We start from the raw sequence: 26,757 nt of genomic DNA, 5'->3' as shown, positions 1-26,757 counted from the left end.
CGACTAGCCGTTGAGCTTCTTGGCGACGATTTCGTTTACGGCTTTTGGATTGGCCTTACCGCCCGTCACCTTCATCACCTGACCGACAAACCAGCCCGCCAGCTTCGGGTTCTCCTTGGCCTTCTCCACCTGCGCGGGGTTGGCTGCAATCACCTCGTCGACAGCGGCCTCGATGGCGCCCGTGTCGGTGACCTGCTTCATGCCCCGCGCTTCGACCACGTCGGCCGGATCACCACCTTCGGTATAGATGATCTCGAACAGGTCCTTGCCGATCTTGCCCGAGATATCGCCCTTGCCGATCAGGTCGATGATCCCGCCCAACTGGGCAGGCGACACGGGGCTTTCGGTGATGTCCTTGTCGTCATCCCGCTTCAGACGGCCAAAAAGCTCATTGATGGTCCAGTTCGCGGCCTGCTTGCCGTCACGGCCCTCGGCCACAGCTTCGAAATAGGCGGCGGTGTCCACATCTGTGGTCAGCACCGACGCGTCATAGTCGGTCAATCCAAAATCCCCGATAAACCGGGTCTTCTTGGCATCCGGCAACTCGGGCAGGGCCGCCGCGATATCATCCACCCACCCCTGCTCGATCTCCAGCGGCAGCAGGTCGGGATCGGGGAAATAGCGGTAATCATGCGCCTCTTCCTTGGAGCGCATCGACCGCGTCTCGCCCTTGTCAGGGTCATACAGCCGCGTCTCCTGATCCACCGATCCTCCCGCTTCCACAATTGCGATCTGACGCCGCGCCTCGACGTCGATGGCTTGCTGGATAAACCGCATTGAGTTCATGTTCTTGATTTCGCACCGCGTGCCCAGATGCGAAAAGTCCTGCGTTTCTTGATACTTCTCGTACTGACCGGGCCGACAGATCGACACATTCACATCGGCACGCAGGTTGCCGTTTTGCATGTTGCCATCGCAGGTGCCCAGATAGCGCATGATCTGGCGCAGCTTGACTATATAGGCGGCGGCCTCTTCGGGGCCGCGAATGTCGGGGCGGCTGACGATCTCCATCAGGCAGACGCCCGTGCGGTTCAGGTCCACGAAGGACATGTTCGGATCCATGTCGTGGATCGACTTGCCCGCGTCCTGTTCCATGTGAATGCGCTCGATCCGCACCATGCGCGCGGTGCCGTCACCCAATTCGACCAGCACTTCACCTTCGCCTACGATGGGGTGGTACAGCTGGGAGATCTGATAACCCTGCGGCAGGTCCGGGTAGAAATAGTTCTTCCGGTCAAAGGCCGAGCGCAGGTTGATGTCCGCCTTTAGACCCAGACCGGTGCGCACCGCTTGTTCGACACAGTATTCGTTGATGACGGGCAGCATGCCGGGCATGGCGGCGTCCACAAAGGCGACGTTTGAATTGGGTTCGGCCCCGAACCGGGTCGAAGCGCCCGAGAACAGCTTGGCGTTGGACGACACCTGCGCGTGCACTTCCATCCCGATCACCAGTTCCCAGTCGTGCTTGGCACCGGAGATGACTTTGGGTTTGGGCAGGTCGTAGGTCAGGTCAAGCATGGTCTCACCGGATCAGGATCATGGGGCTTTTTGCCGTGTAATGCGCCACCGCACCGCTCGCAAGAGGGCGCGACGATGCGGCGTCTTTGCAGGGCGCATGCTGCGTGCAATCTGGGCACCATGAAGATCGACGAAATCCCGGTGCCGGATGGCACGCTGATTGCACCCTTCGCGATGAAAGAGGCGCACTATACCGACTGCTTCGAAACGCCGGTCTCCGCACCCGTGTCGCTGGCGGCCTTCATCCGCGCCTTCTACACCCAACCCTTGTTCAAGGCCGAGCGGCTGGTGCTGCGCATCGCCGCGCGCCAGCCGTCGACGGATGCCGAGGTGCAGGCCCTGGCGGACGGGCAGGCCGACGCGTTTGCCGTATGGTCCGTGTCCGGCCGGAACGAGCAGGAACTCTTGATGGCCGACCGATCGGGGCGGACCTTGTCGTGGCTCATGGCGGATGCGGGGCACCTGCGGTTCGGGTCCGTTGTGGTGCCGGAACGGACAAAGTTGGGCAAGCTGACGCTCGGCCCGGTCTTTCATAGCCTGCTGTCGGCGCACAAGGTCTACTCGCGTGCGCTTCTGTCCGGGGCCGTCCGGCGGGTTCAGCCGGACTGAAGCTCCGGCCCGTTTTGGGTAAACACAATGCTCTTGCCTGTCGCCAGTTCGCGACGGAACAGCTGGCTAAGATAGCGCAGCGCATCTGCTTGCCCCGAGGCCGCGAACTTGTCGGCACAGCGCACCCGCAACCCGTTGTCAAAACCGCGCGCGGCGTGGGCCCACAGCATCGGATGCAGTTCGGTCAGATACTCGCGCACGATCTCGTCGGCGGCGGCTGCGATCTGGATGCGGATATAGTCGGTCTCGTCATGGCCGGTCGGTGTCGCGCCCATCGTGTTGGCACAATAGGCGGCCAGCAGATTGACAGTATGCTGGTCATGGGTGCGTTTCAGGATGTCAGTCAGACCATCGAGGAAGAAATCCAGATCAAGCCGCGCGCAGGCCTTGCTGTCTTGCGCGATGGCATCAAACATGACCCATGTATACGCGCCCGTGCCCCAAAGATCGTAGCTGCGGCCCGCCGCCCGGCGCGCCTCGAGTTCCAGCCGGTCGTAGCTGCCGTGCCAGCGCGGCAACAGCTGCGTGCCCATGGCGCGGAACGCGCGCGCGTTCTTGGGGTCAAGCTCCATCCAGGTCTCGTATCGGGACACGACCTCACGCGGGGACCCGCCCCGACCTGTGATCAGGGTGCAATGCGCAGCGGCCAGCAGGGGACAATCCGCATCCTTGGCATCGAAGGGCATCAGGATGTCACCGGCCCGGTCAAAATGCGCGGCAAAGGCCTCGCGGTTGCGGACTGGCACTTCGACGTCCCAGCCGGTGCCGCGCCAGGCCCATGCCAGGTCCATATGCGCGTGGGCCACGATGGTGGCGACGACCGGATCTTCGGGATGTTCGGCCAGAACCTGTTCCAACGCCTCGATGCCATCAAGCAGCGGCGCTTTAGGATCGGGACGACCCGACAGGAGCGCATGTTCGGCCGCACCCACCACATCGGCGCGCGCGCCGAAAGCGAGAAGCTCGGCAACCGGCGTGCCGCCAAGCGTCTTTTGGCGCGCCCGGCTCGTACGCTTGATCTCCGCGCTCAACCTGGCCCAGTCGTCCAGTCGGGCCAGTTTCAACCCGCGGGCGCTGTGCATGTCACAGGCGCGGTCTTCGGCGGTGGGGTCGGGGCTGGGGATGGAAACGTCACCGGGCCGTGGCGCTTGGGCCAGGGTTTCTGCTTCGGCCTGATTGTTGGTGCATGGCCGCGCCCGATTGGGTCGGCGCCCCGGTTGCGGCACCTGCAGAACGCCGTCCGGCGCCATCATTAAATGCGGTCGCGCCAACCTGACGCGAAGCTGCACCAAAGGGACCATCAAGCGTTCTGCAAAAGCCATCATTACACATCCACTACTGTTTACATCGACCAAAATGCCTCTGAATTGGGACACAAAAGGGGCAAGGCCGAGACATGTTCAGGCCGAGTCCCCGATCATTTTCCCAGTATTCGCGTCCCGGTTTTAACAATGCGCGTGCTGCGTGCGTATTGTCGCCCACAGGGCCCGAAGCTGCGGGATTCCGCCGCTCATACGGGTGGACAGGCTGTGGGCGCAATTTGCATACTGGGCGCCATGTTTGCCCTCCGTCTGCTTCTGTGTGCCGCTTTGGGTCTGATGCCTGCGGCGGTGTCGGCCTGGGATCGGCCCGATCCGTATGATGGCCTGCGTCCTCCGGCACGTATGGGTGATGTGCCACGCACCCGCTGGACGCACCAACCCGACCACATCTTGTGGAACCGCGCGGCGCTGTCGGCGCTCAAGACCCATGGGCAACAGCTGGTTGATTTTGTACCTGCGGATATCGCGGATTGGTGCCCGCGCTACACCGATGGCGACGACGCAGTGCGCCGCGCGTTCTGGCTGGGATTTCTATCGGCGCTGGCCAAACACGAAAGCACCTACAAGCCGCGCGCTGTGGGCGGGGGTGGCAAGTGGTACGGTTTGCTGCAGATCCTGCCCGCCACGGCGCGCGGCTACGGCTGCAATGTGGGCACGGGCGAGGCGCTGAAGAATGGAGCTGCAAACCTGAGTTGTGCCATTCGGATCATGGCGGTGACAGTGCCGCGCGATGGTGTGATCTATGGCCGCGGCGGCAAAGGCGTGGCGGCTGACTGGGGGCCGCTGCGGTCGGCGTCGAAACGGGCCGACATGGCGGGCTGGTTGAAGCGGCAGCGCTATTGTGCGCCGCTGGACAGCGTCCGTCCCCTGTCCCGACCGGCGGCGCTCCTGGCCATCGACTGAATTGTGCGCCCTGAGGGGCGCACGCGGTATTTTGCATCTGCGTCCCGCAGATGCGGTGATGCGAGGCGCTGCCTCGCGCTCCGAAGTATTTTTCGCCAGAAGAAGATCAGTCGAGTGTCGCGCCGATCCGGTCCCAGACCTGCGGATAGGTCAGCAGGATCAGGTGACCGTGTCCGTCGACAAACGTGATGTCGGCGCCTGGAAGCGTATCAACGAAGCGTTGTGTCGGGCGCCGCGGGAACACGGGATCAACCGCACCGTGATAGAAGGTGATCGTGGCACCTATGAGCGCGTCCGGATCCGGGTTTGTCCAGCGCCGCAGATCGCGGGTGTGGCGGCGGTAGAGGCCGTTTTCGGGCAGTTCGATCCGTTCGTCATTGGCAGCCACCAGCGCGTCCGCCGCTTGTGCGGTTTCGGGTGCCGTTTCCACATCCGGGCCATAGGCCAGGCGGCGGTAATATTCGAGCCAGACCTCGCGCGGCTTCAGGCTGCGGGCGCGTGCCGCTGCCGCGACGGTGCCCGCTGCCCCGCGCAGCCCAGCCAGGATCGGTTGCGGGGCGGGCAGGGCGGTCGAGATGCCGGTGACGCGCACATCGACTGCGGGCCGGGTTGCGCGGATGTCCTTGGCGGCCTCCAGTGCGATGACGGCGCCGGTCGAATGCCCCACGATGTCGATGCGTTTCAAATCATGGGTCTGCACCAGCCGCGCGATGCGCGCCGCGGCACGGTCGAGGTCCACGCTTTCTGCGCCGGGCCGTCCGTCAAATCCGGGCAGCCGGAAATAGGCCACCGCGCGATCCTGCGTCGTGAACCGTTCGATGGGCGTGAGGACCCGGATCGACGTGAGGGCACCCGGAATGCCGAGGACCACGCTGTCGGCACGCGCCATGGCGGCGGCATCAAAGATGAGCGGATCGCTTGGTGGTGCCGTTTCCGTCACGGCGCAGGCGCCGAGCCAAAGGCTCGCCGCGAGGGCGGCACACCATCTCATCCCAGCAGCGAAAAATGGTGCCGTTTCACGCTCACGCCCCGGTCGGTCAGCACCTTTTCGAACGTGTCGGCAGGCGGTGTGGCCTCGAGCGGGACGCGCAGCTTGCGACCCGAGACCAGCACAACGCTGGCCCGGACAGAGAAGTCGAGCCGGGTGTCTAGGCGGATATGGTCGATCTTGCTCCATGCGACGTCCCCTGTTCGGCGGCCCGCAAACCATCCCAGACCCTCCGGCCCCAATGTCAGGCCCGAGACACGCCCGGACATCAGATCGTAGAGCGCAGGCGCCGTGCAAAGGGCGATCAGGCCCATGAGGATCGGCGAGGCATCCACCAGCGCGATGGCCCCAAGTATCAGCGCCCACACCAGGGTCAACGCGATCAGCGTCCGGCGGTTCCGGCCCGTCGTTTCGAACCGGTAGGGTGTCATCGCCCGCCTGTCACATCCAGTGCGGAGCCGGTGACATAGCTGGCGTCGTCAGAGGCAAGCCAGAGGATCGCCTTGGCCACTTCCTCGGCCGATCCTTCGCGGCGCATGGGCACCATATGCGCGAGCTTCTGGGCGCGTCCCGGCTCGCCGCCCTTGGCATGGAGTTCGGTGTCGATGAGCCCGGGGCGGATCGACATGACCCTTATGCCATCGGCGGCGACCTCGTCCGATAGCCCCTTGGTGAACGTGTCGATGGCGGCCTTGGACGCCGCATAGTCCACATATTGATTGCCCGATCCCAGCCGGGCCGCGGCGGAAGAGATGTTGATGATCGACCCGCCCGTGCCCTGGGCCTGCATGCGGATCACCGCCTCTTTTGCGACCAGCATGGCGCCGATGACGTTCACGTTCATCATGCGGGTCAAGCGGGCGTGGTCGATCTCCGTCAGTTTGGCGGTTTTGTCGACGATGCCGGCGTTGTTGATCAGCACATCGATGCGGCCAAAGGTGTCGTCGACGGCTTTGAAAATGGTTGCGATGTCGTCTGGCTCGGCAACGTCGCCCTGAACGACCACAGCGGTCGCGCCCGCGGCTTCGACGGAGGCTTTGGCCGCATTCGCGCCGTCCACATCGCTGCGGAAGGCCAGTACGAAATCATAGTCAGCAGCCCCAAGGCGGGCGCAGGCGGCCCCGATCCCGGCAGAGGCACCGGTGATCAGGCAGACAGGGCGTTTGGACATGAAGTTACCTTTCCAGTTCAATCAGTTCAGCGGCGTGTCCGATACCAAGGAGGTGCCGGGGCTGTATATGTGGAATCCGTCCAGATCACCCTTGCCCACCCGCGCGCCCGCCATACGCACCGTGGCATAGGCCAGCGTCAGGTGGAACTGGGCATTCGGCAGCGCATAGAGCAAGGCATAGTCGCGGCCCGTCTGCGTCAGTTCGGCCTCACCTGCCACATGGCTGATCTTGCGTCGCTCGGCCCCGTCCAGTGCCGACCGGTCAAGCTGGTCCAGAAGAAAGCGCATGTCGTGGGCGAGGGCGAGGATGGCGCCAGGATCGGTGTCCATCGGCATCTCGGGCACCTCGTCGCCCATCAGTGGCATGACGGTGCGTGCGACATAGCCCAGGGCCACGCAGAAATGCTCTGCCGCGGTAAAGCTGTCGGGTGCCAGGCGCTCCTCAAGCCGCGCGGGATCGTCAAGGCAGTCCAGCAGGCGCCCGACCGCGTCGGTCAGGCGTTTCAGGGGTGGGATGGTCGCGTCGTAAAGGTCCATGGGCAGTCTTGATGGATTGGGCAGGACCGGGGGTTCTACCCCCGGACCCCCGTGGTATTTCTGGTCAGAAGAAACATCAGGCTTCCCGGATCCGGGTGATCATCTCGGTTGTGTCGCGGCTGAGGTTCGGGGCGGCGGCGATGCGTTCCAGCTCCTTGCCGATCATGGACTGGCGGATCGCGTCGTAGCGGCGCCAGGTCTGGAAGGCAGAGCACATGCGAGCCGTCGTTTGCGGGTTCACTGGGTCGAGCTTGATCAGCCAATCGGCCAGCAGGGTGTAGCCCGATCCGTCCTTGGCGTGAAACCCGGCGTGATGACCTGAGAAAGTACCGAGTGTCGCACGAAAGCGGTTGGGGTTCTTCCAGTTGAAATCCGGGTGCAGCGTCAACGCCTTGGCGGTGTCGGCGGCATCATCAGGGTCGGCCTCGATCACTTGCAGGCCGAACCACTTGTCCATAACCAGCCGGTCATGCTTCCACTGCGCTTCGAACTGAGCGAGTGCTGCATCCCCGCGCCCGGCGCGGATGAGATATGCGAGGGCCGCCAGTTGCTGCGTCATGTTGGTGGCGCCATCGAACTGCGCCTGCGCTGCATCTCCGCCATCAAGGAGGCTGAGCAACGATAGAACCGTGTTGCCCAAGGCGCGCTGCCCGGCCTGCGCGGCGTCGGGCGCATAGGGCGCATCGACCTGATGGCGGGCATAAAGATCGGGCAACACATCCGCCATGCGGTCGGCCAACGCCTTGCGATGCACCTCTGATGCGGCCCAGATCGCGTCGGGGTCCGGTGTCGTGCCCGCCTGATGCAGATCCGCCGCCAATTGCGATTGGCCGGGCATTGCAAAGACATAGCCGCGATAGGCCGGATCGAGCGTGTCATCGCTCAATAGGCCAGCAACGCCGTCCAGCCACCCTCCATCCGGGGCCGTACCACCGGTGATGGTGCCCAGCAGAGACGCCTTGGCCAGGTTCCGCGCCGCCTCCCACCGGTTGAAGGGATCGGTGTCGTGGGCCAGCAGGAACGCGTTGTCGGGCGTGTGCTCCAACTCCACAGGCGCCGAACAGCCACGCAGGATCGACGGCACGGGTTTTGCGCTGAGACCCGGAAAACTAAAGCTCTGGCTGTCCTGCGTCAGTTCCAGGATCTGCGTCGGCATCACCTCGTCCCCGTCAGGACTCAAAAGCCCAACGGCAATCGGGATCACTTGCGCCTGCGGGTCGGGCGTGGCGGAAGACGGCGGCGTATGCTGCGCAAAGCTCAGGGTGTAGGTGCCATCCTCGAAACTGTCCGACACGGCAACGCGCGGCGTGCCCGCCTGGGAATACCAGCGTTTGAACTGCGTCAGATCGCGGCCTGTCGCCTCTTCGAACACGGCAAGCCAATCCTCGATCGTAGCGGCATCGCCGTCATGGCGCTCAAAGTACAGATCAAGCGCAGTCTTGTACCCCGCATCGCCGACCAGCGTCTTGAGCATCCGGATCACCTCCGCCCCCTTTTCATAGACGGTGGCGGTGTAGAAGTTATTGATTTCCTGGAAACTTTCAGGCCGCACCGGGTGGGCGAGGGGCCCCTGATCCTCGGGAAACTGATGCGCGCGCAGCACGATGACGTCCGAGATTCGTTTGACCGGTTCCGAGCGCATATCGGCCGTGAACTGGCTGTCGCGGAACACGGTCAGCCCCTCTTTCAAGCACAGCTGAAACCAGTCGCGGCAGGTGATCCGGTTGCCGGTCCAGTTGTGGAAATACTCATGCGCGATGATCGCCTCGATCCGTTCGAAATTGCTGTCGGTCGAAGTTTCGGGCGATGCCAGCACGGCAGAGGCGTTAAAGATGTTCAGCCCCTTGTTTTCCATCGCGCCCATGTTGAAGTCATCGACCGCGACGATGTTGAAAACATCCAGATCATAGGCGCGGCCATAGACATCCTCATCCCACTTCATCGAATCCTTCAACGCCTGCATCCCAAAGGCGCATTTGCCCTCGTCCCCGGCCCGAACATGGAGAGCCAGGTCCACCTTACGCCCCTCCATGGTTTCGAACGTATCGCGATGGGCGACCAACTCGCCCGCGACGAGGGCGAACAGATAGGCAGGCTTGGGCCAGGGATCGTGCCATTCGGCCCAGCCGTCGCCGGAGGCCACCGGGTTGCCGTTCGACAGCAGAACCGGATGAGGGCCGTTGATCCGCACAGTGAACACCGACATCACATCGGGCCGGTCCGGGTAATATGTGATCTTGCGAAACCCTTCGGCCTCGCATTGCGTGCAATACATCCCGTTTGATTGGTACAGCCCCTCAAGGGCCGTGTTCGCGGCGGGGTCGATCTGCACCTCCGCTTCCCAGGTGAAAGGCACGTTGGGCACGTCGCAGGTCAGCCCCTGATCCGTCGGGTTCGGTTTGACCGCCTCGCCGTCAATCTTGGCTGAGATCAGCGAAAGGTTCTCGCCATGTAAAAAGAACGTCTTGTCCACAGCCTCCGGGGTCGGCGCGAAGCGGATGCGAGATGTCACCCGCGTTGCCGACGGTGCCAGGTCGAAGGTCAGGTGCACCTCTTCGACGGTATAGCCGAAGGGCGTGTAGTCCTTGAGGTATATGGTCTGGGGGGCAGCGTCGCGCATCGGGGCTCTTTCGTGTTGGGACACCATGTAAGCGTAGGTCCGCTGCAGGGGGACTTCAATGCCACTTGCGCCCGCAAGTGCGCAGTGCCGCCGGTTGCCTGGGCAAATCGCCCGTGGCAGGATCGTGACCTTGGTCAAAATGGTTGGGACGGGTCATGCGCAAACTGACAGGCGGCTGCCTTTGTGGTGATGTGCGGTTCGAGGTGACGGGCGAACCGGACCGGGTTGGCATCTGCCACTGCATGGCGTGCCGCAAGCATCACGGCGCGGCGTTTTTCGCAGCAGCCGTTTTCCCTGCCGGGGCCGTTCGATTGCAGGGTGATACGGCATCTTATCAGGGGCGCGTGTTTTGCCCGCGCTGCGGGGGATCGGTTGTCTCGTACAGCGATGATGAAGTCGAAGTGCATCTTGGCGCTTTGGACGAACCGAACCGGTTTGTCCCGACTTATGAACTCTGGACCAGTCGGCGCGAAGCGTGGTTGCCGGACTTCCCCAACACTGAATGCTACGCCAGAAATCGTTCGGATGGTTAGGCGATATGCGGCAACGGGTATCAATGCCTTGGCGCGCGCGCGCGCTGTTCTAAGTGCCTGATCATGACGACAGTGGTATGGTTCAAGCGGGATTTACGGGTGACGGATCACCCTGCGTTGGCGCACGCCGCGACGCGGGGCGACGTGCTTCCGCTTTATGTGTTCGAGCCGGAGTATTGGGCGCAGCCTGACGTGTCGGGGCGGCAATTTGATTTCGTTCTTGAGACCGTGGTTGAACTGCGCGCTGCGCTGGAGGCGCTGGGCGTGCCTTTGATGGTGCGCGTTGGGTCTGTTGTGGACGTGCTGCAAGACCTCCAGGCCCGCGTGGGGTTTGATGCCATGCTGAGCCATGAAGAGACCGGAAATGCCTGGACCTACGCCCGCGATGTCGACGTGGCTGCGTGGAGTGCTGCGAGCGGGGTTATCTGGTCCGAACTTGCGCAGTCCGGCGTGGTCCGGCGCCTGAATGGTCGGGACGGTTGGGCCAAACAGCGCAACGCGTTTCTGCGCCAGCCTCAGGTCGGTGTCCCCGCGGGGCTGACCGGCCCTGCGCTGCCGTCAGATAACGTGCCACTCCTCGTGGCAAAGGATCATTGTCCGGAGCGCCAACGGGGCGGGCGGCAGATGGCGCTGTCGTTGCTGGGGTCGTTTCTGACTGAGCGGGGGCAGAGTTATCGCAAGGACATGTCCTCTCCCGTGACCGGTGAATGGTCGTGTTCGCGGCTGTCGCCTTATCTTGCCTTTGGCTGTCTGTCGGGGCGCGAGGCGAGCCAGGCCGCGGCGGTGCGGCAGCGCGAGGTGAAGGGCACGCGCGAAGGGTGGGGCGGGTCGCTCAAGTCCTTTCAAGCGCGGCTGGCCTGGCGGGATCACTTTATGCAGAAGCTGGAGGATGAGCCCGCTTTGGAGCGGCGGTGCCTGCACTCCGCCTATGAAGACATGCGCCCGAAGGTGCCGGATGCGGCACGGCGGGCGGCTTGGGAGAAGGGCGAGACGGGGCTGCCCTTTGTCGATGCGTGCATGCGCTACCTCGCGGCGACGGGGTGGATGAACTTTCGGATGCGGTCGATGCTGATGGCGGTGGCGTCGTATCACCTGTGGCTCGACTGGCGGGTGACGGGGCTGCACCTGGCGCGGCAATTCACGGATTTCGAGCCGGGCATTCACTGGCCGCAAAGCCAGATGCAGTCGGGTACGACGGGGATGAACACGGTGCGGATCTACAACCCGGTCAAACAGGGTAAGGATCAGGACCCGACCGGTGTTTTTACGCGCCGCTGGTGTCCCGAACTGGCGGCGGTTCCGGACGCGTTTCTGCAGGAGCCCTGGGCGTGGGAGGGGGCTGATACGGTGCTGGGCAGGACGTACCCGGCGCCGGTGGTTGATGTCCTGCAGGCCGCCCGCGATGCGCGGGAGAAGGTCTGGGCCGTGCGCCGGGGCGGGGCGTTTCGGGAAGAGGCGAAGCGGGTGGTTCACAAGCATGCCAGTCGCAAGGATCCACAGGGACATTTCGTCGATGATCGCAACCCGCGTAAGTCGAGAGTTCCGGCGGCCAAGGACACGCGTCAGATGGGGTTTGAGTTCTGATGGGTCGGATGCGGAAAAAGGCGGATTTACCGGAGAAAATGTGCCCGGTCTGCGACCGTCCGTTCGCCTGGCGCAAGAAGTGGGAGAAGGTCTGGGATGAGGTCAAATACTGCTCGGATCGGTGCCGGAGAGAGGCGAAAAAACGGGCCTGATCCCGCGGGGACAGGGATTTGTCCCCGCGGGGACACGCTGTCCGGTACGGGCACGATATGTTTAGGGGTCTGTGAAACCCGTGCCAGATCAAGGGATTGACCCGGCGGGCGGTGCATTTGCCCGATTTTAACCACGTGCGACGCATGCTGCTGACCGAAGCCAGACGGTCATGGATTTACCACGCTGGCAGGTCTAGTAGACGTTCGTGCCAGTTGTGCGGGCCCTTGCGGACCGAGTGTCTGCCGGTATTTTTGAAGGTGGCGAAAATCGCGTGACCAACGGGCGCGCAGGGCCGGACAAATATCCCAAATGTTGCCACAGGCACGTTTCGGCCACGGCTTTTTTCCCAAATTATGTGCATGGAGAAATTGAGCGGTTTTCAACTTAGGGTTAACAACTTATTAATGGGGCATGCAGGTCGTGTTCCAAATGCGCTATTCGTATTTCGGGAAGTCGGGCTGGCGTTCGCGCGCAAGTCGAGACCCTGCACGACTGTTCAGCGAGGAGCGTCTGAGCAAGCGGGCCTATTTCTTTGAAAAGATCGCGCTGGCCAGCCTCACATCGCAGCAAGATGAGGATTTCAAACTGGTCCTCTTGTCTTCGGAAGGGTTGCCGGACCGCCACAAGACCTACCTGACCGAGATCTGCAACGATATGCTGGGGTCACACCGCGCGCATGTGATATTCCGTGCGCCACAGAAGGCCGGAAACTGCTTTCGCACATATCAGCACGATGCGTTGAACAGCGAAGATTACACCGCGCAGGTTGTTCTGGATGACGACGATGCGGTGTCCTGCGATTTCGTGGATGTGATGCGGCGCGAGGCGCTGGCGATGCGGTCGCTGTTCCGTACCGAAGACGACTATTGCTATGTCTCGCAGGCGCAGGGCCTGTCGGCGGTGTTCGACAATGACGCCTACCAGTTGTTGCACCGCACCGTGCCGTTCAACACGCAGGGCCTGATGCTGGTGGCCCGGACGCGCACGCGGCGCAACCCGTTCTTTACCGCGCACAAGCGGATCGCGCAGCGCCATCCGGCGCGGGCGATCTATGGGAACGTGCCCTATTTCATCCGGGCGGTTCACGATCTGAATGACAGCCGGACGATGTTTGGCGATGACCTTGTGCAGCCCGAAGACATGGCGGACGTGATGACCCGGTTTCCGCTGCTCAACGCCTTGCTGGCGGACCATGCGCCCACCGCCCTTGCCGCTGAGTGAGGCGCAGCGTCAGCTGGGTTTCAGCAGGTAATTCCGGTTCTGCTTGTAGCGCTGATTGCTGGATGCGACGTCATAGCCAGATGCCTTGCACCAGGCGTGAAATGCGTCATCGTTTTCAAGATCGACCTCGACCATGAAATGCGGCTTGCAGCGCGCTGCGGTGCCCTGCAGCCCGGCGAGCACTTTCATTTCCATGCCTTCGACGTCGATCTTGATGAAGGCGGGCGTTTCGTCCCTAAGCACGTCATCTGCGGGCAGCACGGTCAGTCCGCCCTTGCCGGTTTTTTGCAGCCGCGCGGCGCCGAGGTTCCGGGTCCGTTTTTGAACGGCGTAGCCGCTGTCTTCGCTGTCGGAGAGGCCGATGCCCAGATGGGAGATGTCGATGATGTCCTCCAGCCCGTTCAGCAGGACGTTCTGGATCAGAAGGCGGTATGCGGCGGGATTCGGCTCGACCGGTATGACCCGCGCGGCGTTCAGAAAGGCTGCGGCGAAGAGTGAGTGGTTGCCCACGTTGGCCCCGATGTCGACAAAGGTGCCGCCTGCGGGGAACACGGCCTCGATCTCTTTCAATTCGGAGAGTTCGTAGAAGGAGCCCTTGCGGTGATTGCGCTGGATGGGGTCGTTTTCCATGTTTGTGCAGAAGACGATCCGGCGGTCCCGGAACCTTGTATGCGTGATCTGCACGTTTTCGGCCTGGACGGGGCGGCCCAGACGCAGGCGCTTTTGGATGCGGGTGATGTCCGGTGTCATGTGCGGTCGCGCGCTCCTTGGGTTTGGGTTTGCCCTACAGCATTCAGGGTGTGATCAGAAGGCGATGCGATCAACTGGTTTCGCGCCTGTATCCGGCGTGAGAAAAGATGGTGCGCAAAATCAGCGGATTGGCCGGGAAAATGCGCAGCGAAATGTGCAGCTTAGCCTTTGGCGCGCCGGTGTTGCACGATTTTGCATTGACCCGGTTTCCACATTCGGGCCATGTCGTCGTGATGGTTCTTGGATGCTTTGTGCAAACAAGATGAAAAGGGAACGCGGTGCGGTGGCTGATACGCCACCTAGTCCGCGACTGCCCCCGCAACTGTGAGCGGTGAGCCACCCCGGCACGGACCACTGGACGCATCGTCTGGGAAGGTTCGGGGACGCTGTGACCCGCAAGTCAGGAGACCTGCCATCACCGGCGCATGGTGTGCGTCGGCCACTCAATTCGATGCAGGCGGGGCGCCTGGTCAGGAGCACAAGATGGCACAGCGGTCCTTACCGCCACGGCATGGTTCTGTTTCTTCAGCCCTCCCCCAACCCGGAGGTTCTGATGGAGCATCGCATAACAATTTGCACATCCTGCACGCACACGGGCACACAGTGTCGGCCCGGATATGAGCTGATTGAACGCTTGCGCACAGCCATTGCCGATGCAGGCGATGCGGTAACGGATGCGTTCGAGATTTCCGGCGTTGCCTGCATGGCCGGGTGTGACCGACCCTGTACCGTGGCCTATCACGGGACGCGCAAGGCGACCTATCTGTTTGGCGACATTGATCCCGAGACAGATATTGGTGATCTGTTGGCCTTTGCCCGGCAGTATGCAGAGCTGGATGATGGGTGGTGTTCGTCGGTGGACCGTCCCGGAAAGCTGCGCAGCACGACCCTCGCGCGCGTGCCTGCGGCCATTGTTGCGATTGAGCAGACCGAGGCGCGGGCCTCTTGACCACTGCCGCGGGCCTTTCTGTCACCGATCTGTCGTGGGCGCCCCGGCGCGGTGGCACGCCGTTGTTGCATCCGGCCAGTTTTGAGGTGGCGGCGGGGCGGGTTCTGGGTGTTGTGGGCCCCAATGGTGCGGGCAAGACGACGTTGCTGCGGTTGCTCTACCGGTTTCACAGGCCGCGCACGGGCACCGTTTGCATCGGCGGCGATGATATCTGGCGCCTGTCTGCGACCGACGTGGCCCGGCGCGTGGCGGCGGTGTTGCAGGAGCATCCCAGCGACTTTGCCCTGACGGTGGCCGAGATCGTGGCGCTGGGCCGCACGCCGCATCGGCGCGGGTTTGGCGGGGCGGCGGGGGCGCGGGACCGCGACATCATTCATGCGTCACTGGCCCAGCTGGACCTGCACCACCTGGCGCACCGGCATCTGGGCACCTTGTCGGGCGGCGAGCGGCAGCGCGTCATGGTCGCCCGCGCCCTGGCGCAGGAGCCGCGCCTGCTGATCCTGGACGAGCCGACCAATCATCTGGACATCCGCCACCAGTTGGAGGTGCTGGACCTGATCCGCACCCTGCCGCTGACCATTGTCACGTCGCTGCATGATCTGAACCTTGCCGCTGGTGTGTGCGATGACGTGTTGCTGCTGGATGCGGGCCGCTGCGTTGGCTTCGGTCCGCCGTGTGATGTGTTGAGCGAGGCGGCCTTGTCCGGCGTGTTCCGCGTCAATGCCCGGCGCGAGCGTCTGGCCCCGAGCAACACTGACCACCTCACCTTTCACCTGTCCAACAAAGGAAACCCGCAATGAAGCTCCTCCTTTCCGGTTCTGTCGCCCTGATCTGCACGGGTGTTGTCGCCGCTGCTGACGTCACCGTGCAAAGCTGCGACCGGTCAGTCACCTTTGATGCGCCGCCCGAGCGGGCGATTTCCAATGACGTGAATCTGACGGAGATGATGCTTGTCTTGGGTCTCGCTGACAGGATGGTGGGGTACACCGGCATTTCCGGCTGGAAGACGCTGAACGAGGAGATGCGCGACGGCGTGGAGGAATTGCCGGAGTTGTCTGCGAAGTATCCGTCGAAAGAGGTTCTTGTCGGGGCGGATGCCGATTTCTTCTTTGCCGGCTGGAACTACGGCATGAAGGTGGGAGGCGATGTGACGCCGGAGACGTTGGAGCCCTTTGGCATCCAGGTCTATGAGTTGACCGAAAGCTGCATCCACATCATGGAGAAGGACAAGGCCAGCATCGAGGACATGTATGCCGACCTTTTGAATCTTGGCCGTATCTTCGATGTCGAGGACCGGGCGACGGAGTTGGTTGACGGCTATCGGGCGGAGCTTGCGTCATTCACGGAAGGTTTGGACACCGGTGAGCCGCTGCGTGTCTTTGTCTATGACAGTGGCGAGGACGCGCCTTTTACCGCTGGGCGTTATGCCATGCCGACGGCGTTGATTGAGGCGGCGGGCGGCGTGAACGTCATGGATGACTTCGACAAAAGCTGGGCCACCGTGACATGGGAAGAGGTGGTGGAGCGCGACCCGGAGGTCATCGTCATCGTGAACTACGGCGAAGTGACGGCGGAGCAGAAGCGCGACTTCATGCGCTCGAACCCCGCCTTCGCCGCAATGGATGCGGTCAGGAACGACCGCTTCGTGACGCTGGAATATGTCGAGGCGACACCGGGCCCCCGCAACATCAAGGCGATCAAGACCCTCGCCAATGCCTTTTGGGGCGAGTGAGGCGATGACGGCGGACGCGCATCATCCGGTCACGACACGGCGGCGCATCGGCCGCACAGCCGGTCTGGTGCTGTCGGGTTTTGCGCTGTTGCTGGTGTCGCTGTCCGTCGCGATTTCAGTGGGCGCGGTGGCGGTGCCCGCGGGCACCGTCTGGGGTGTGTTCCTGAACCGTATTGCGCCGGGGCTGGTCGAACAGACGTGGTCGGCGGGGCGGGAGGCCATCGTCTGGAACATCCGCTTTCCCCGTGCGCTGCTGGCGATGATGGTCGGGGCCGGGCTGGCTCTTGTCGGGGCCAGCCTGCAAGCCGTGACCCGGAATCCGCTGGCCGATCCGCATCTGTTGGGCATCTCGTCAGGCGGCGCCTTTGGCGCGATCCTGGCGCTGTTGCACACGGGGCTGTTTCTGGGGCTTTTGACCGTGCCGCTGCTGGCGTTTCTGGGCGCCTTGGGAGCGACGGCCATCGTGCTGGCGGTGTCGCGCTTTGCCGATGCCACGAGCGCCGACCGGCTGGTTCTAGCAGGCGTTGCGGTATCTTTCATCGTGATGGCGGCGGCCAATGTGCTGATCTTTCTGGGCGATCCGCGCGCCACGCACACGGTGGTGTTCTGGATGCTGGGGGGGCTTGGCCTCGCGCAGTGGGACCAGCTGATCTATCCGCTGGTGATTTTGGTGGGCTGTGGGGCGTGGCTGGTGTCGCGTGCGGGTGCGCTGAACGCGATGACAGTGGGGGACGAAACCGCGTCGACCCTGGGCATTCCCGTGGCGCGGTTTCGGTTGGTCGTTTTTGTCGTGGGGGCGCTGGTCACTGGTGTGATGGTCGCCTTTTCCGGGATCATCGGCTTTGTCGGGCTTATGGTGCCGCATGTGGTGCGCATGATTGTCGGCGGGGATTACCGGCGGGTTCTGCCGGGCTCTGCGCTTGTCGGTGCCATCCTGCTGTTGTGGGCCGACATCGTGGCACGGACTGTCATGGCGCCTGAGGATATGCCGATTGGCATTGTGACCGGGCTGGTGGGCGGCATCGGGTTCATCTGGCTTTTGGCGCGCAAGCGTGCGGCCTGACAGCGACGGCGGTTTTGCGGCTTTTCCGGCCTGTTTCAGCGGCTCGTTCTGGCGTGTTTTTGATCGTCTGCGCGCTTTGGTAAAATTCTTTGACCAATAATGTTTACGATAGGAAACATATTCTCTAAGCCTTGCCGAAACATCCGTTTCCAAGACCCCGGAGAGCCCAATGACCTCTTATGTAGACCGCAGCGATCTGAAGGTCGCCGACACCCTTGCGCAGTTCATCGAGACCGAGGCCCTGCCGGGCACCGGCGTCCCGTCGGCGGACTTCTGGGCGGGGTTTTCGGCGCTGGTGCACGATCTGGGACCGAAGAACCGGGATTTGCTGGCACAGCGCGAGGACATGCAGGCCAAGATTGACGCGTGGCATGTTGCGCATCGCAGCGGGCAACATGATCCGGTTGCCTATCGCGCCTTTCTGGAAGAGATCGGTTATCTCGTGCCCGACGGCCCGGATTTCGAGATCGAGACGGCCAACGTGGATCCCGAGATTGCCAGCACCCCCGGTGCGCAGCTCGTGGTGCCGATCATGAACGCGCGTTTTGCGCTGAATGCCGCGAACGCGCGGTGGGGGAACCTTTACGATGCGCTTTACGGTACGGATGCGCTGGGCGATTTGCCCAAAGCGGGTGGCTATGATCCCGCGCGCGGGGCGCGGGTGATCGACTGGGCGAAGTCGTTTCTGGATGACACCGTCCCGCTGATGTCGGGCAGCCACAAGATGCTGGTGGGGTACGAGGTTGCCGAGGGCCAGCTTTGGGGCCTAATGCTGAACGGCAGCGATTCGCGCGCGGCTGAAGGCGTGAACAAGACCGATAGCCCCAGTGGCACGGTGCCCACTGTATATCACCGGGTGCCCTTTGCTGATCCGGCGGCTTTTGCCGGTCATGCAGAGGCGGATGGGGTGGTCCGCTACATGCTGCTTCATAACGGGCTGGGCATCGAGATCGTCGTTGACCGTGAGCACGAGATTGGCGGGTCGGACCCTGCGGGTGTCGCGGCCATTCATCTTGAGGCGGCGTTGTCGACCATCATGGATTGCGAGGACAGCGTGGCGGCCGTGGATGCCGAGGACAAGGTGCTGGCCTATGGCAACTGGCTGGGCCTGATGACCGGCGATCTGGAGGAACGTTTTGAAAAGGGCGTCAAGGTGATCACGCGCCGCATGGCTGGCGACCGCAGCTATACCGCGCCTGATGGGTCTGCGCTGACCCTGAAGGGCCGCAGTCTTATGTTGATCCGCAATGTGGGGCATCTGATGACCAACCCGGCCATCCATGACCGGGACGGCCACGAGGTCGGCGAGGGGCTTATGGATGCCATGATCACCACCCTGATTGCCATGCACGATCTGAGGAAGTCCGAGGGCCTGCGCAATTCGGTCTGCGGGTCGGTTTACGTCGTGAAGCCCAAAATGCACGGGCCAGAGGAGGTCGCCTTTGCCGACGAGATCTTTACCCGTGTTGAGAAGGTGTTGGGCCTGCCCGCCAACACCGTCAAGCTGGGCATCATGGACGAGGAGCGGCGGACGAGCGCCAACCTGAAAGAGTGTATCCGGGCGGCGAAGGCGCGTGTCGCCTTTATCAACACTGGTTTCCTGGATCGGACGGGGGATGAAATTCATACCTCGATGGAAGCCGGGCCGATGGTGCCCAAGGGCGAGATGAAGGGGGCGGCGTGGATTGGCTCCTATGAGGATCGCAACGTGGATATTGGTCTGGCCTGCGGGCTGAAGGGGCGCGCGCAGATCGGCAAGGGGATGTGGGCGATGCCTGACCGCATGGCGGAGATGCTGGAGGCCAAGATCGGCCATCCGCAATCGGGCGCCACCTGCGCCTGGGTGCCGTCGCCTACCGCCGCGACGCTGCATGCCACGCACTATCATAAAGTCGATGTGCTGGCCCGGCAGGATGTTTTGAAGGCCGGGGGTGCGCGCGGCACGCTCGAAGACCTGCTCAGCATTCCGGTCGCCGTGGGGCGCAATTTTTCCGATGCGGAGATCACGCGGGAGTTGGAGAACAATGCGCAGGGGATCCTCGGCTACGTGGTGCGCTGGGTCGATGCGGGTGTCGGCTGTTCGAAGGTGCCTGATATCAACGATGTCGGTCTGATGGAGGACCGCGCGACTTGCCGGATTTCGGCGCAGGCCATGGCCAATTGGTTGCATCATGGCGTGGTGAGTGAGGATCAAGTGATGGCGGCGATGAAGAAGATGGCCGCGGTCGTGGACCGTCAGAACGCGGGGGATGCAGACTACATCTCCATGGCGCCGGGATTTGATGGCGTGGCGTTTCGGGCCGCCTGCGAGTTGGTGTTGCAAGGGCGTGCGCAACCCTCCGGCTATACCGAGCCGGTGCTGCATGCGCGGCGGTTGGAGTTCAAAGCCGCCTGAGCGGCGGTTTGAGAGTGCGGGAACGAGGGGCCAGCCCCTCGCGCTCCCCGGCATTTTTTGGGAACAATGAAGTGGGCGGGCTGGCGCTCTGATCAAAGGAAAAACACATGGCGATTTCGTTGCGCAAGGCACGGACCATCATTCGCAAGGCGTTGGACAAGGGGCGGGAGATGGAGTTGAAGCCGTTGACCGTCGTGGTTCTGGATGCGGGCGGGCATGTGCAGGCGTGTGAGCGCGAGGACGGGGCAGCACCTGGCCGTTTTGCGATTGCGCAGGGCAAGGCCTATGGCGCGGTCATGCTGGGGATGGCGGGCACGGCGCAGATGGCGCGGGCCGAACAGCAGGCCTATTTCATGACCGCGGTGAACGGGGTTTATGGCGGGCAGGTTGTGCCAGTGCCGGGTGGTGTGCTGGTGCGCGACAAGAAGGGCGCCGTCATTGGTGCCGTGGGCGTGACCGGTGACACGTCGGACAATGATGCCGCCGCCGCCATGGCCGGTATCGAGGCCGCGGCTCTGACGGCGGAAATTTAGGCACAATCCCGACCTGCGGCTTTTTGCACAGGTCCTTGCGCGCCCGTTCCTCTGGTCTGGGCGCGCCTGCGTGGCGTATATCCTGTGAAACGCAACGGCGCAGAGGACCATATGGCCCGTCCCATCATTGGCATCATTTCAAACCACCACGTTATCCACGAAACCTACGAGGTGCAGGCCACCGGCCTGATCAACATCTCTGCCGTGGCGGATGTGGCCGAAGGGGTGCCCATGATGATCCCGTCAGAGCCGGGCAGTGTGCGGGTGTCGGACCTGCTGGAGCATTGCGCGGGCTTTGTGTTCACCGGTGGTCGCGCCAATGTGCACCCGGAGGAATACGGGGAAGACCCGACCGAGGCGCATGGTGATTTTGACCGCAACCGCGACGCCATCACGCTGCCCCTGATCCGCGCCTGCGTGGAACGGGGCCAGCCGATCCTGGGCATTTGTCGCGGGTTTCAGGAGGTGAACGTGGCTATGGGCGGCTCGCTCTACCCCGAAATCCGCGATCTGCCGGGCCGCGACAATCACCGCATGCCGCCCGAAGGCACGTTGGAGGAAAAGTTCGCCTTGCGCCACGATGTGACCTTTTCCGAGAACGGCGTGTTTCACCAGTTGATGGGCCGTCAGAGCGTGCCGACCAACACGTTGCACGGGCAGGGGATCAAGCATCCGGGACCACGTGTCGTCGTGGATGGGCATGCCCCGGATGGCACGGCCGAAGCGATTTATATCGACGGCGCACCGGGCTTTACCCTGTCGGTTCAGTGGCACCCGGAATGGAACGCGAAATGCGATCCCGTCTCGCGCCCGCTCTTCGAGGCGTTTGGCGCGGCCTGTCGTGATTGGGCCGATGGTGGTCGAGCCAGGCCGGTGCTGCGGTCGGCTTAAGCGGGCGTTAACCAGGACGGGCGCAGTGTGGCGTCATGCCTCGCTACATTCGCTCAGATCGCCCCGATGTCACCTATTTCTTCACCGTGCGCGCCGCACGCCGCGGTACTGACCTGTTCCTGCGCGAGATAGACCCGCTGCGTGCGGCCATGCGCAAGACCAAGGATCAGCACCCGTTCGAGATTTCCGAGATTGTCGTCTTGGGCGATGTAATCCACACGATGTGGCGCCTTCCGCCCGGTGACGCGGATTTTTCCAAGCGGTGGCGGATGCTGAAAAGCATGTTTTCCCGCAATGTCGATGCGCCCGAGGACGTGAGCGGGCAACACTTGCGCCCCGGCGAAAAGGGGCTGTGGCAGCGCCGGTTCTGGGAACATGCCATTCGCGATGCAGATGATCTGGCGGCGCATCGGCATATGATCTGGACGGCGCCGGTGCAGGCTGGTCTGGTGAACCGGCCAGAGGCCTGGCCGCATTCGTCGATCCACCGCGCCATTCTGCGCGGTGCGTTCACGCCCCATGGGCCGGTCGGACCTGCCTACCTGCCGTTGGTTCGGCGTATGACGCATACGCCTTACGATCCTCGTGCAGCAGCACTGCAGTAGCGGGGCATCGTAAGGCGGATCCTGATCCGCCCTAGACCGTTTGCCCACCGGAGATCTGTATGGCCTGGCCATTGATGCTTTGCGATCCGGGGCCGACGAGCCAAAGTGCTGCCGCCGCGACCTCGTCCGCGTCAAGCAGGCGCTTGTGACGGTTCGCATCAATCATCAGCTGCCGCGCTGCGTCCGTGCTAATGCCGGTGCGTTGCGCGATAGCCGCCTGGTTCCGGTCGACGATCGGGGTGTCCACATAGCCTGGGCAGAGCGCGTTGAAGGTGTAGGGTTGGCCGATATACTCTTCGCTGAGCGAGCGCATCAGCCCGATAAGCCCGTGTTTCGAGGCGGCATAGGCAGCAGCCCCCGGCAGCCCGCGCAGACCTGCGATGGAGGAGACCGCGATCACGCGGCCCCAATCGGTGTCGCGCATCCCCGGCAGGCATGCCTTGATCGTCAGGAAGGCCCCGTCGAGATTTGTGGCCATCATGTTGCGCCAGAAGGATAGATCGGTCTTGTGCACCGAACAACCCTCGGCAATGCCCGCGTTGGGTACGCAGATCTGCACCGGACCGCGCGCTGAGATCGCTGCGGCAACCGTGTCTTGGACAGAGGTTTCGTCCCGCACATCCATCGCCGCGCCGTGGAGGCCGGGGCCTGAGACGTCGTCAAGCACCGTCTGCCGCCGTCCGGTGATGGTCACCTGCGCCCCTTGATTGGCAAGGGCGCGCGCGATGGCAAGGCCGATGCCCGTGCCGCCCCCTGTGACCAGTGCGTGTTTTCCTGCAAGCGTCGCTTGAACGGTCATTTGGGGCCCTTCCATGTCCTCGTCGCTTCGTACCAGATTGAGGCGTGGATGCCGAAGGATCAATCACATTGTGTGGTTTGCGGTGGCCTTTGGTCGCGGTCGCGGCAAGTGTCGTTGACACTTTGGACCAGGGCATTTTTCTGTCCTTAAACACGCGGGTAACCAGCTTTTATAATGACCAATCTGTTGCATATTCCGCCGGTTTGGCTTGTGACCTGCGTGTTCCTCGCGTGGTGTCAGGGACGCTATTTTCCCTTGGGAATGAGCGTGGATCACCCGCTGACGCATGCGATGGCCGGATTGATGATTGGTGCCGGTCTTTTGCTGATCATGGCGGCGCTGCTGGCGTTCTGGCGAAACAAGACAACCGTCATTCCACACCAGACACCGGAGCGGTTGATCACCGACGGCATTTTTGCTCGGACCCGCAACCCGATCTATCTGGGCGATGCGCTTTTGCTGGCGGGTCTGACCTTGAGATTTGACGCGGTCCCTTCGCTGGTGCTGGTCCCGATCTTTGTCTGGTGGATCGAACGGCAGTTCATTGTGCCGGAAGAGGACCGGATGCGCCGCACGTTTAAGGCTGAATTTGCGCGCTACGAACAAAAAGTGCGCCGGTGGGTTTGAATTTTTGCGAATATTACCGCCATGACGGTGGGGCGCTTCTTGTATCTTCCATACGTGTTGGGTAGTGGACACGCGCAGGCGCTGCGCCACATATCCTTTGGGCCTTGCCCGGAATTGACTGCCACGACCAGACGGGGGTTCTTCGAATGAAGATCGGAACACCAAAAGAGATATTTGAGGGAGAGCGCCGCGTTGCCATGACGCCGGACAGCGCTGCCGCCCTGCAAAAGCTGGGCCATGAGTGTGTGGTCGAGGCTGGCGCGGGTACGCAGGCGGGCTTTGCCGATGCTGATTACAAGGCGGCGGGCGTAGAGGTGGTCAAGACGGCCGCGGCCCTGTGGAAGGCGGCTGATGTGGTGGCCAAGGTGCGTGTCCCTGACGCGACAGAGATGAAGCGGTTGCGCGAGGATCAGACGCTGATCTCGTTCTTCAGCCCGGTTGCGGATGAGGACAAGATGCAGGCGGCCGCCAAGAAGGGTGCCACCGTCATCGCGATGGAGATGATCCCGCGGATCAGCCGCGCCCAGAAGATGGATGCGCTGTCGTCGATGGCGAACATCGCGGGCTACCGGGCCGTGATCGAGGCAGGCAACAACTTTGGCCGCTTCTTTACCGGTCAGATCACCGCTGCGGGCAAGGTCCCGCCCGCCAAGGTTCTGGTTGTGGGCGCGGGTGTGGCCGGTTTGGCCGCCATCGGGACATCGACGTCCCTGGGTGCGATCACATACGCCTTTGACGTGCGCCCGGAAGTGGCGGAGCAGGTTGAATCGATGGGGGCCGAGTTCGTCTATCTGGACTTCGAAGAAGAACAGCAGGATGGGTCGTCGTCGGGCGGATATGCGTCGGTGTCGAGCCCTGAGTTCCGCGAGGCGCAGTTGGCCAAGTTCCGCGAGCTGGCGCCGGAGATGGATATCGTTATCACCACTGCTCTGATCCCGAACCGTGAGGCACCTGAACTGTGGACCGAGGACATGGTGAAGGCCATGAAGCCCGGTTCGGTTATCGTCGACCTGGCCGCGGAAAAGGGCGGCAACTGCAAACTGACCGTGGCCGATGAGAAGATTGTGACCGACAATGGCGTGACCATCATCGGTTACACCGACTTCCCCAGCCGCATGGCGACGCAATCGTCCAGCCTGTATGCCACGAACATCCGTCACCTGATGACGGACCTGACGCCGGAAAAAGACGGCGTTATCAACCACGATATGGAAGATGACGTGATCCGCGGGGCGACCATCGCCCACGGGCAAGAGGTCACCTTCCCGCCACCGCCGCCCAAGGTGGCCGCCATTGCGGCGGCGCCGAAAAAGGAAGCGCCCAAGGAGCTGACAGCGGAAGAGAAGCGGGCGGCAGAAACGGCCGCTTTCAAGGCGCAGACCAAGAGCCAAGTCACGCTTTTGGCCATTGGTGGCGCGCTGATCCTGCTGGCGGGGCTTTATACTCCGGCGAGCTTTATGCAGCATTTTATCGTGTTCGTGCTGTCCGTCTTCATCGGCTTCCAGGTGATCTGGGGCGTGGCGCACAGCCTGCACACACCGCTGATGGCCGTGACGAACGCCATCTCGTCCATCGTGATCCTTGGCGCACTCATCCAGATCGGATCGACATCCGGGATCATCACGTTCCTGTCGATATTCGGGGTCTTCATGGCGGCCATCAACATTTTCGGCGGCTTCCTCGTGACACGGCGCATGCTCGCCATGTTCCAGAAATCGTAATTAGGGACAGGACTTATGGAACTCGGATTTACCACTGCCGCCTATGTCGTTGCGGCTGTTCTTTTCATCCTGTCGCTGGGCGGTCTGTCTGGTCAGGAAAGCGCCAAGCGGGCCGTCTGGTACGGCATCGTGGGTATGTTCATCGCCGTTGTGGCCACGTTGATCGGGCCAGGTTCTGGCCTGTGGCTGTTGTCGCTGGTGCTGATCGCAGGCGGTGCCGCTGTCGGTTATCAGCTGGCGACCAAGGTCGAGATGACGCAGATGCCCGAGCTTGTGGCCGGGATGCATGCGCTTGTCGGTCTGGCGGCCGTCTTCATCGGCTTCAACGCGCATATCATGATTGGCTATGTCGACAATCACCTTGCCGAGAACGGTGCCGTTCTGGGCGGCGCGCTGGTCGATGGCCAGTGGGTGCAATCGGTCGAGAAGGCGGTGCTTGAGCCGCTGTCGGCCTTTGGTCAACTGATCGCCAAGAAAACCACGGTCGAGATCGTCATCCTGAAGATTGAACTGGTGCTGGGCATCTGGATCGGTGCGGTCACGTTTACAGGGTCTTATGTGGCCTGGGGCAAGCTGTCGGGCAAGGTCGATAGCTCGGCCACCAAGCTGCCGGGCGGGCACATCCTGAACGCCGCAGCCGCCGGTGCGTCCCTGGTGCTGGCGATCATCTATTTCGCCAATGGCGGTCTGATCCCCTTGATCCTCCTGACGCTGCTGGCGCTCTTCATCGGCTGGCACCTGATCATGGGCATCGGCGGCGCTGACATGCCCGTCGTTGTGTCGATGCTGAACAGCTATTCCGGTTGGGCGGCGGCGGCCATCGGCTTCTCGCTTGGCAACGACCTGCTGATCGTTGTGGGTGCGCTTGTGGGCTCGTCCGGTGCGATCCTGTCCTACATCATGTGCAAGGCAATGAACCGGTCCTTTGTGTCGGTCATTCTGGGTGGCTTTGGTGGCCCAGCGGGCGAGCAGATGGCTGTTGAGGGGGAGCAGATCGCGATTGAGGCCGATGGCGTGGCTACGGCCTTGAATGAGGCAGACAGCGTCATCATCATCCCCGGCTACGGCATGGCTGTGGCGCAGGCCCAACAGGGCGTGGCCGAGTTGACGCGGAAGCTGCGTGCGGCGGGCAAGGAAGTCCGTTTCGCCATCCACCCGGTGGCCGGTCGTCTGCCCGGGCACATGAACGTTCTGCTGGCTGAGGCGAAAGTGCCCTATGACATCGTGCTGGAGATGGACGAGATCAATGACGATTTCCCGGACACGGATGTGGCCATCGTCATTGGATCGAACGATATCGTGAACCCTGCGGCGCAGGACGATCCGAACAGCCCCATCGCTGGGATGCCGGTGCTGGAGTGCTGGAAGGCCAAGCAGGTGTTTGTGTCCAAGCGCGGGCAGGGCACAGGGTATTCGGGTATCGAGAACCCGCTGTTCTTTAAGGAGAACACGCGCATGTTCTATGGTGATGCGAAGGCGTCGATCGACAAGCTGTTGCCGATGATTGACTGATCTTGGTCGAGGGGGATCAGG

26 protein-coding genes and 1 riboswitch are annotated in these 26,757 nt (G+C 62.7%); of the genes, 17 read left to right on the top strand and 9 right to left on the bottom strand.

The features are described 5' to 3' along the window. Nucleotides 1-3: 3 nt before the first annotated feature. Nucleotides 4-1,518: an Asp-tRNA(Asn)/Glu-tRNA(Gln) amidotransferase subunit GatB gene (gene gatB, locus BWR18_RS09120; protein ID WP_076627677.1), complete on the bottom strand. Its 1,515-nt coding sequence runs from the start codon at nucleotides 1,516-1,518 to the stop codon at nucleotides 4-6. 120 nt (nucleotides 1,519-1,638) lie between these two features. On the opposite strand from gatB, the gene BWR18_RS09115 reads away from it, so the two are divergent. Further along, nucleotides 1,639-2,127, top strand: coding sequence for a hypothetical protein (locus BWR18_RS09115; protein ID WP_157598681.1), 489 nt, complete (start codon nucleotides 1,639-1,641; stop codon nucleotides 2,125-2,127). On the opposite strand, the gene BWR18_RS09110 is transcribed toward BWR18_RS09115, so the two are convergent. After that, nucleotides 2,115-3,380, bottom strand: coding sequence for a hypothetical protein (locus BWR18_RS09110; RefSeq protein ID WP_254684960.1), 1,266 nt, complete (start codon nucleotides 3,378-3,380; stop codon nucleotides 2,115-2,117). The genes BWR18_RS09115 and BWR18_RS09110 overlap by 13 nt on opposite strands. Nucleotides 3,381-3,725: 345 nt before the next feature. Here BWR18_RS09110 and BWR18_RS09105 point away from each other — a divergent pair, with 345 nt between their 5' ends. Next, nucleotides 3,726-4,352 (top strand): transglycosylase SLT domain-containing protein, encoded by a 627-nt coding sequence (locus tag BWR18_RS09105; protein WP_254684972.1) that lies wholly within the window; start codon nucleotides 3,726-3,728, stop codon nucleotides 4,350-4,352. Nucleotides 4,353-4,458: 106 nt separating this feature from the next. Here BWR18_RS09105 and BWR18_RS09100 read toward each other — a convergent pair whose 3' ends face one another. The 5 genes from BWR18_RS09100 to pepN form a co-directional block, all read right to left on the bottom strand. Next, nucleotides 4,459-5,343 carry an alpha/beta fold hydrolase gene (locus BWR18_RS09100; RefSeq protein ID WP_076627676.1) on the bottom strand — a complete coding sequence of 295 codons (885 nt, stop codon included), beginning with the start codon at nucleotides 5,341-5,343 and terminating at the stop codon, nucleotides 4,459-4,461. Next, nucleotides 5,340-5,771, bottom strand: a complete 432-nt coding sequence (locus BWR18_RS09095; RefSeq protein ID WP_076627675.1) for a hypothetical protein — start codon at nucleotides 5,769-5,771, stop codon at nucleotides 5,340-5,342. Before BWR18_RS09095 ends, BWR18_RS09100 begins: the two co-directional genes overlap by 4 nt. Beyond that, on the bottom strand, nucleotides 5,768-6,511 hold the full coding sequence (locus BWR18_RS09090) for an SDR family oxidoreductase (RefSeq protein ID WP_076627674.1): 744 nt from the start codon (nucleotides 6,509-6,511) through the stop codon (nucleotides 5,768-5,770). Before BWR18_RS09090 ends, BWR18_RS09095 begins: the two co-directional genes overlap by 4 nt. Before the next feature lie 21 nt (nucleotides 6,512-6,532). Next, complete coding sequence (locus tag BWR18_RS09085; RefSeq protein ID WP_076627673.1) at nucleotides 6,533-7,048, bottom strand: DUF1993 family protein; 516 nt, start codon at nucleotides 7,046-7,048, stop codon at nucleotides 6,533-6,535. 76 nt (nucleotides 7,049-7,124) lie between these two features. Continuing rightward, nucleotides 7,125-9,668, bottom strand: a complete 2,544-nt coding sequence (pepN, locus tag BWR18_RS09080; protein ID WP_076627672.1) for an aminopeptidase N — start codon at nucleotides 9,666-9,668, stop codon at nucleotides 7,125-7,127. Between the two features lie 155 nt (nucleotides 9,669-9,823). On the opposite strand from pepN, the gene BWR18_RS09075 reads away from it, so the two are divergent. The 4 genes from BWR18_RS09075 (at nucleotide 9,824) to BWR18_RS09060 (ending at nucleotide 13,159) form a co-directional block, all read left to right on the top strand. Next, nucleotides 9,824-10,201: a GFA family protein gene (locus tag BWR18_RS09075; protein ID WP_076627671.1), complete on the top strand. Its 378-nt coding sequence runs from the start codon at nucleotides 9,824-9,826 to the stop codon at nucleotides 10,199-10,201. A gap of 63 nt (nucleotides 10,202-10,264) precedes the next feature. Continuing rightward, on the top strand, nucleotides 10,265-11,785 hold the full coding sequence (locus tag BWR18_RS09070) for an FAD-binding domain-containing protein (RefSeq protein WP_076627670.1): 1,521 nt from the start codon (nucleotides 10,265-10,267) through the stop codon (nucleotides 11,783-11,785). After that, a complete protein-coding gene (locus tag BWR18_RS09065) occupies nucleotides 11,785-11,937 on the top strand; it encodes a DUF2256 domain-containing protein (RefSeq protein WP_172839369.1) in 153 nt (50 codons plus the stop codon). The genes BWR18_RS09070 and BWR18_RS09065 overlap by 1 nt, the downstream gene beginning before the upstream one ends. A 412-nt stretch (nucleotides 11,938-12,349) precedes the next feature. Beyond that, complete coding sequence (locus BWR18_RS09060; RefSeq protein ID WP_076627669.1) at nucleotides 12,350-13,159, top strand: glycosyltransferase; 810 nt, start codon at nucleotides 12,350-12,352, stop codon at nucleotides 13,157-13,159. A gap of 9 nt (nucleotides 13,160-13,168) precedes the next feature. On the opposite strand, the gene BWR18_RS09055 is transcribed toward BWR18_RS09060, so the two are convergent. After that, nucleotides 13,169-13,909 (bottom strand): FkbM family methyltransferase, encoded by a 741-nt coding sequence (locus BWR18_RS09055; protein WP_076627668.1) that lies wholly within the window; start codon nucleotides 13,907-13,909, stop codon nucleotides 13,169-13,171. A 217-nt stretch (nucleotides 13,910-14,126) separates the two neighbouring features. Beyond that, a riboswitch (cobalamin riboswitch) is annotated at nucleotides 14,127-14,340 on the top strand. 80 nt (nucleotides 14,341-14,420) lie between these two features. Here BWR18_RS09055 and BWR18_RS09050 point away from each other — a divergent pair. The 8 genes from BWR18_RS09050 to BWR18_RS09015 all read left to right on the top strand — a co-directional run bounded on the left by BWR18_RS09050 (nucleotide 14,421) and on the right by BWR18_RS09015 (nucleotide 22,077). After that, nucleotides 14,421-14,858 (top strand): DUF1636 family protein, encoded by a 438-nt coding sequence (locus tag BWR18_RS09050; RefSeq protein WP_254684959.1) that lies wholly within the window; start codon nucleotides 14,421-14,423, stop codon nucleotides 14,856-14,858. Beyond that, nucleotides 14,855-15,658 (top strand): ABC transporter ATP-binding protein, encoded by an 804-nt coding sequence (locus BWR18_RS09045; protein ID WP_076627667.1) that lies wholly within the window; start codon nucleotides 14,855-14,857, stop codon nucleotides 15,656-15,658. Before BWR18_RS09050 ends, BWR18_RS09045 begins: the two co-directional genes overlap by 4 nt. Beyond that, a complete protein-coding gene (locus BWR18_RS09040) occupies nucleotides 15,655-16,590 on the top strand; it encodes an ABC transporter substrate-binding protein (RefSeq protein WP_076627666.1) in 936 nt (311 codons plus the stop codon). Before BWR18_RS09045 ends, BWR18_RS09040 begins: the two co-directional genes overlap by 4 nt. Further along, nucleotides 16,571-17,653, top strand: coding sequence for a FecCD family ABC transporter permease (locus tag BWR18_RS09035; protein WP_254684958.1), 1,083 nt, complete (start codon nucleotides 16,571-16,573; stop codon nucleotides 17,651-17,653). The genes BWR18_RS09040 and BWR18_RS09035 overlap by 20 nt, the downstream gene beginning before the upstream one ends. A 169-nt stretch (nucleotides 17,654-17,822) precedes the next feature. After that, the gene (locus BWR18_RS09030) at nucleotides 17,823-20,048 is read left to right on the top strand and encodes a malate synthase G (RefSeq protein WP_076627664.1); all 2,226 of its coding nucleotides are present in this window, start codon (nucleotides 17,823-17,825) and stop codon (nucleotides 20,046-20,048) included. 107 nt (nucleotides 20,049-20,155) lie between these two features. Further along, nucleotides 20,156-20,581, top strand: coding sequence for a GlcG/HbpS family heme-binding protein (locus BWR18_RS09025; protein ID WP_076627663.1), 426 nt, complete (start codon nucleotides 20,156-20,158; stop codon nucleotides 20,579-20,581). Nucleotides 20,582-20,692: 111 nt separating this feature from the next. Continuing rightward, on the top strand, nucleotides 20,693-21,472 hold the full coding sequence (locus BWR18_RS09020) for a gamma-glutamyl-gamma-aminobutyrate hydrolase family protein (protein WP_076630217.1): 780 nt from the start codon (nucleotides 20,693-20,695) through the stop codon (nucleotides 21,470-21,472). Nucleotides 21,473-21,507: 35 nt separating this feature from the next. Next, nucleotides 21,508-22,077 carry an REP-associated tyrosine transposase gene (locus BWR18_RS09015; protein WP_076627662.1) on the top strand — a complete coding sequence of 190 codons (570 nt, stop codon included), beginning with the start codon at nucleotides 21,508-21,510 and terminating at the stop codon, nucleotides 22,075-22,077. 31 nt (nucleotides 22,078-22,108) lie between these two features. On the opposite strand, the gene BWR18_RS09010 is transcribed toward BWR18_RS09015, so the two are convergent. Further along, entirely contained in the window at nucleotides 22,109-22,876 is a 768-nt protein-coding gene (locus BWR18_RS09010) for an SDR family NAD(P)-dependent oxidoreductase (RefSeq protein ID WP_076627661.1), read from the bottom strand. 174 nt (nucleotides 22,877-23,050) lie between these two features. Between BWR18_RS09010 and BWR18_RS09005 the strand changes: the two genes are divergently transcribed. The 3 genes from BWR18_RS09005 to BWR18_RS08995 all read left to right on the top strand — a co-directional run bounded on the left by BWR18_RS09005 (nucleotide 23,051) and on the right by BWR18_RS08995 (nucleotide 26,736). Then, complete coding sequence (locus tag BWR18_RS09005; protein WP_076627660.1) at nucleotides 23,051-23,503, top strand: methyltransferase family protein; 453 nt, start codon at nucleotides 23,051-23,053, stop codon at nucleotides 23,501-23,503. Between the two features lie 146 nt (nucleotides 23,504-23,649). Next, the gene (locus tag BWR18_RS09000) at nucleotides 23,650-25,224 is read left to right on the top strand and encodes a Re/Si-specific NAD(P)(+) transhydrogenase subunit alpha (RefSeq protein WP_076627659.1); all 1,575 of its coding nucleotides are present in this window, start codon (nucleotides 23,650-23,652) and stop codon (nucleotides 25,222-25,224) included. A 15-nt stretch (nucleotides 25,225-25,239) separates the two neighbouring features. Further along, nucleotides 25,240-26,736 (top strand): NAD(P)(+) transhydrogenase (Re/Si-specific) subunit beta, encoded by a 1,497-nt coding sequence (locus tag BWR18_RS08995; protein WP_076627658.1) that lies wholly within the window; start codon nucleotides 25,240-25,242, stop codon nucleotides 26,734-26,736. Nucleotides 26,737-26,757: the final 21 nt, after the last annotated feature.

It is taken from the genome of Tateyamaria omphalii (assembly GCF_001969365.1).
GTDB classification, from domain to species: Bacteria; Pseudomonadota; Alphaproteobacteria; order Rhodobacterales; family Rhodobacteraceae; genus Tateyamaria; species Tateyamaria omphalii_A.
Note: the sequence above shows the minus strand (reverse complement) of the source record. Positions and strands in the feature narration are given on the sequence as shown.

What these genes read in the sequence shown, in the direction of transcription:
- BWR18_RS09100 (WP_076627676.1), bottom strand. Translation starts at nt 5,343, where the DNA reads ATGAGATGGTGTGCCGCCCTCGCGGCGAGCCTTTGGCTCGGCGCCTGC.
- BWR18_RS08995 (WP_076627658.1), top strand. Translation starts at nt 25,240, where the DNA reads ATGGAACTCGGATTTACCACTGCCGCCTATGTCGTTGCGGCTGTTCTT.
- BWR18_RS09000 (WP_076627659.1), top strand. Translation starts at nt 23,650, where the DNA reads ATGAAGATCGGAACACCAAAAGAGATATTTGAGGGAGAGCGCCGCGTT.
- BWR18_RS09095 (WP_076627675.1), bottom strand. Translation starts at nt 5,771, where the DNA reads ATGACACCCTACCGGTTCGAAACGACGGGCCGGAACCGCCGGACGCTG.
- BWR18_RS09025 (WP_076627663.1), top strand. Translation starts at nt 20,156, where the DNA reads ATGGCGATTTCGTTGCGCAAGGCACGGACCATCATTCGCAAGGCGTTG.
- BWR18_RS09050 (WP_254684959.1), top strand. Translation starts at nt 14,421, where the DNA reads ATGGTTCTGTTTCTTCAGCCCTCCCCCAACCCGGAGGTTCTGATGGAG.
- BWR18_RS09110 (WP_254684960.1), bottom strand. Translation starts at nt 3,380, where the DNA reads ATGATGGCGCCGGACGGCGTTCTGCAGGTGCCGCAACCGGGGCGCCGA.
- BWR18_RS09090 (WP_076627674.1), bottom strand. Translation starts at nt 6,511, where the DNA reads ATGTCCAAACGCCCTGTCTGCCTGATCACCGGTGCCTCTGCCGGGATC.
- BWR18_RS09010 (WP_076627661.1), bottom strand. Translation starts at nt 22,876, where the DNA reads ATGACCGTTCAAGCGACGCTTGCAGGAAAACACGCACTGGTCACAGGG.
- BWR18_RS09040 (WP_076627666.1), top strand. Translation starts at nt 15,655, where the DNA reads ATGAAGCTCCTCCTTTCCGGTTCTGTCGCCCTGATCTGCACGGGTGTT.
- BWR18_RS09015 (WP_076627662.1), top strand. Translation starts at nt 21,508, where the DNA reads ATGCCTCGCTACATTCGCTCAGATCGCCCCGATGTCACCTATTTCTTC.
- BWR18_RS09060 (WP_076627669.1), top strand. Translation starts at nt 12,350, where the DNA reads ATGCAGGTCGTGTTCCAAATGCGCTATTCGTATTTCGGGAAGTCGGGC.
- BWR18_RS09105 (WP_254684972.1), top strand. Translation starts at nt 3,726, where the DNA reads ATGCCTGCGGCGGTGTCGGCCTGGGATCGGCCCGATCCGTATGATGGC.
- BWR18_RS09070 (WP_076627670.1), top strand. Translation starts at nt 10,265, where the DNA reads ATGACGACAGTGGTATGGTTCAAGCGGGATTTACGGGTGACGGATCAC.
- BWR18_RS09065 (WP_172839369.1), top strand. Translation starts at nt 11,785, where the DNA reads ATGGGTCGGATGCGGAAAAAGGCGGATTTACCGGAGAAAATGTGCCCG.
- BWR18_RS09005 (WP_076627660.1), top strand. Translation starts at nt 23,051, where the DNA reads ATGACCAATCTGTTGCATATTCCGCCGGTTTGGCTTGTGACCTGCGTG.
- gatB (WP_076627677.1), bottom strand. Translation starts at nt 1,518, where the DNA reads ATGCTTGACCTGACCTACGACCTGCCCAAACCCAAAGTCATCTCCGGT.
- pepN (WP_076627672.1), bottom strand. Translation starts at nt 9,668, where the DNA reads ATGCGCGACGCTGCCCCCCAGACCATATACCTCAAGGACTACACGCCC.
- BWR18_RS09030 (WP_076627664.1), top strand. Translation starts at nt 17,823, where the DNA reads ATGACCTCTTATGTAGACCGCAGCGATCTGAAGGTCGCCGACACCCTT.
- BWR18_RS09085 (WP_076627673.1), bottom strand. Translation starts at nt 7,048, where the DNA reads ATGGACCTTTACGACGCGACCATCCCACCCCTGAAACGCCTGACCGAC.
- BWR18_RS09035 (WP_254684958.1), top strand. Translation starts at nt 16,571, where the DNA reads ATGCCTTTTGGGGCGAGTGAGGCGATGACGGCGGACGCGCATCATCCG.
- BWR18_RS09115 (WP_157598681.1), top strand. Translation starts at nt 1,639, where the DNA reads ATGAAGATCGACGAAATCCCGGTGCCGGATGGCACGCTGATTGCACCC.
- BWR18_RS09020 (WP_076630217.1), top strand. Translation starts at nt 20,693, where the DNA reads ATGGCCCGTCCCATCATTGGCATCATTTCAAACCACCACGTTATCCAC.
- BWR18_RS09075 (WP_076627671.1), top strand. Translation starts at nt 9,824, where the DNA reads ATGCGCAAACTGACAGGCGGCTGCCTTTGTGGTGATGTGCGGTTCGAG.
- BWR18_RS09055 (WP_076627668.1), bottom strand. Translation starts at nt 13,909, where the DNA reads ATGACACCGGACATCACCCGCATCCAAAAGCGCCTGCGTCTGGGCCGC.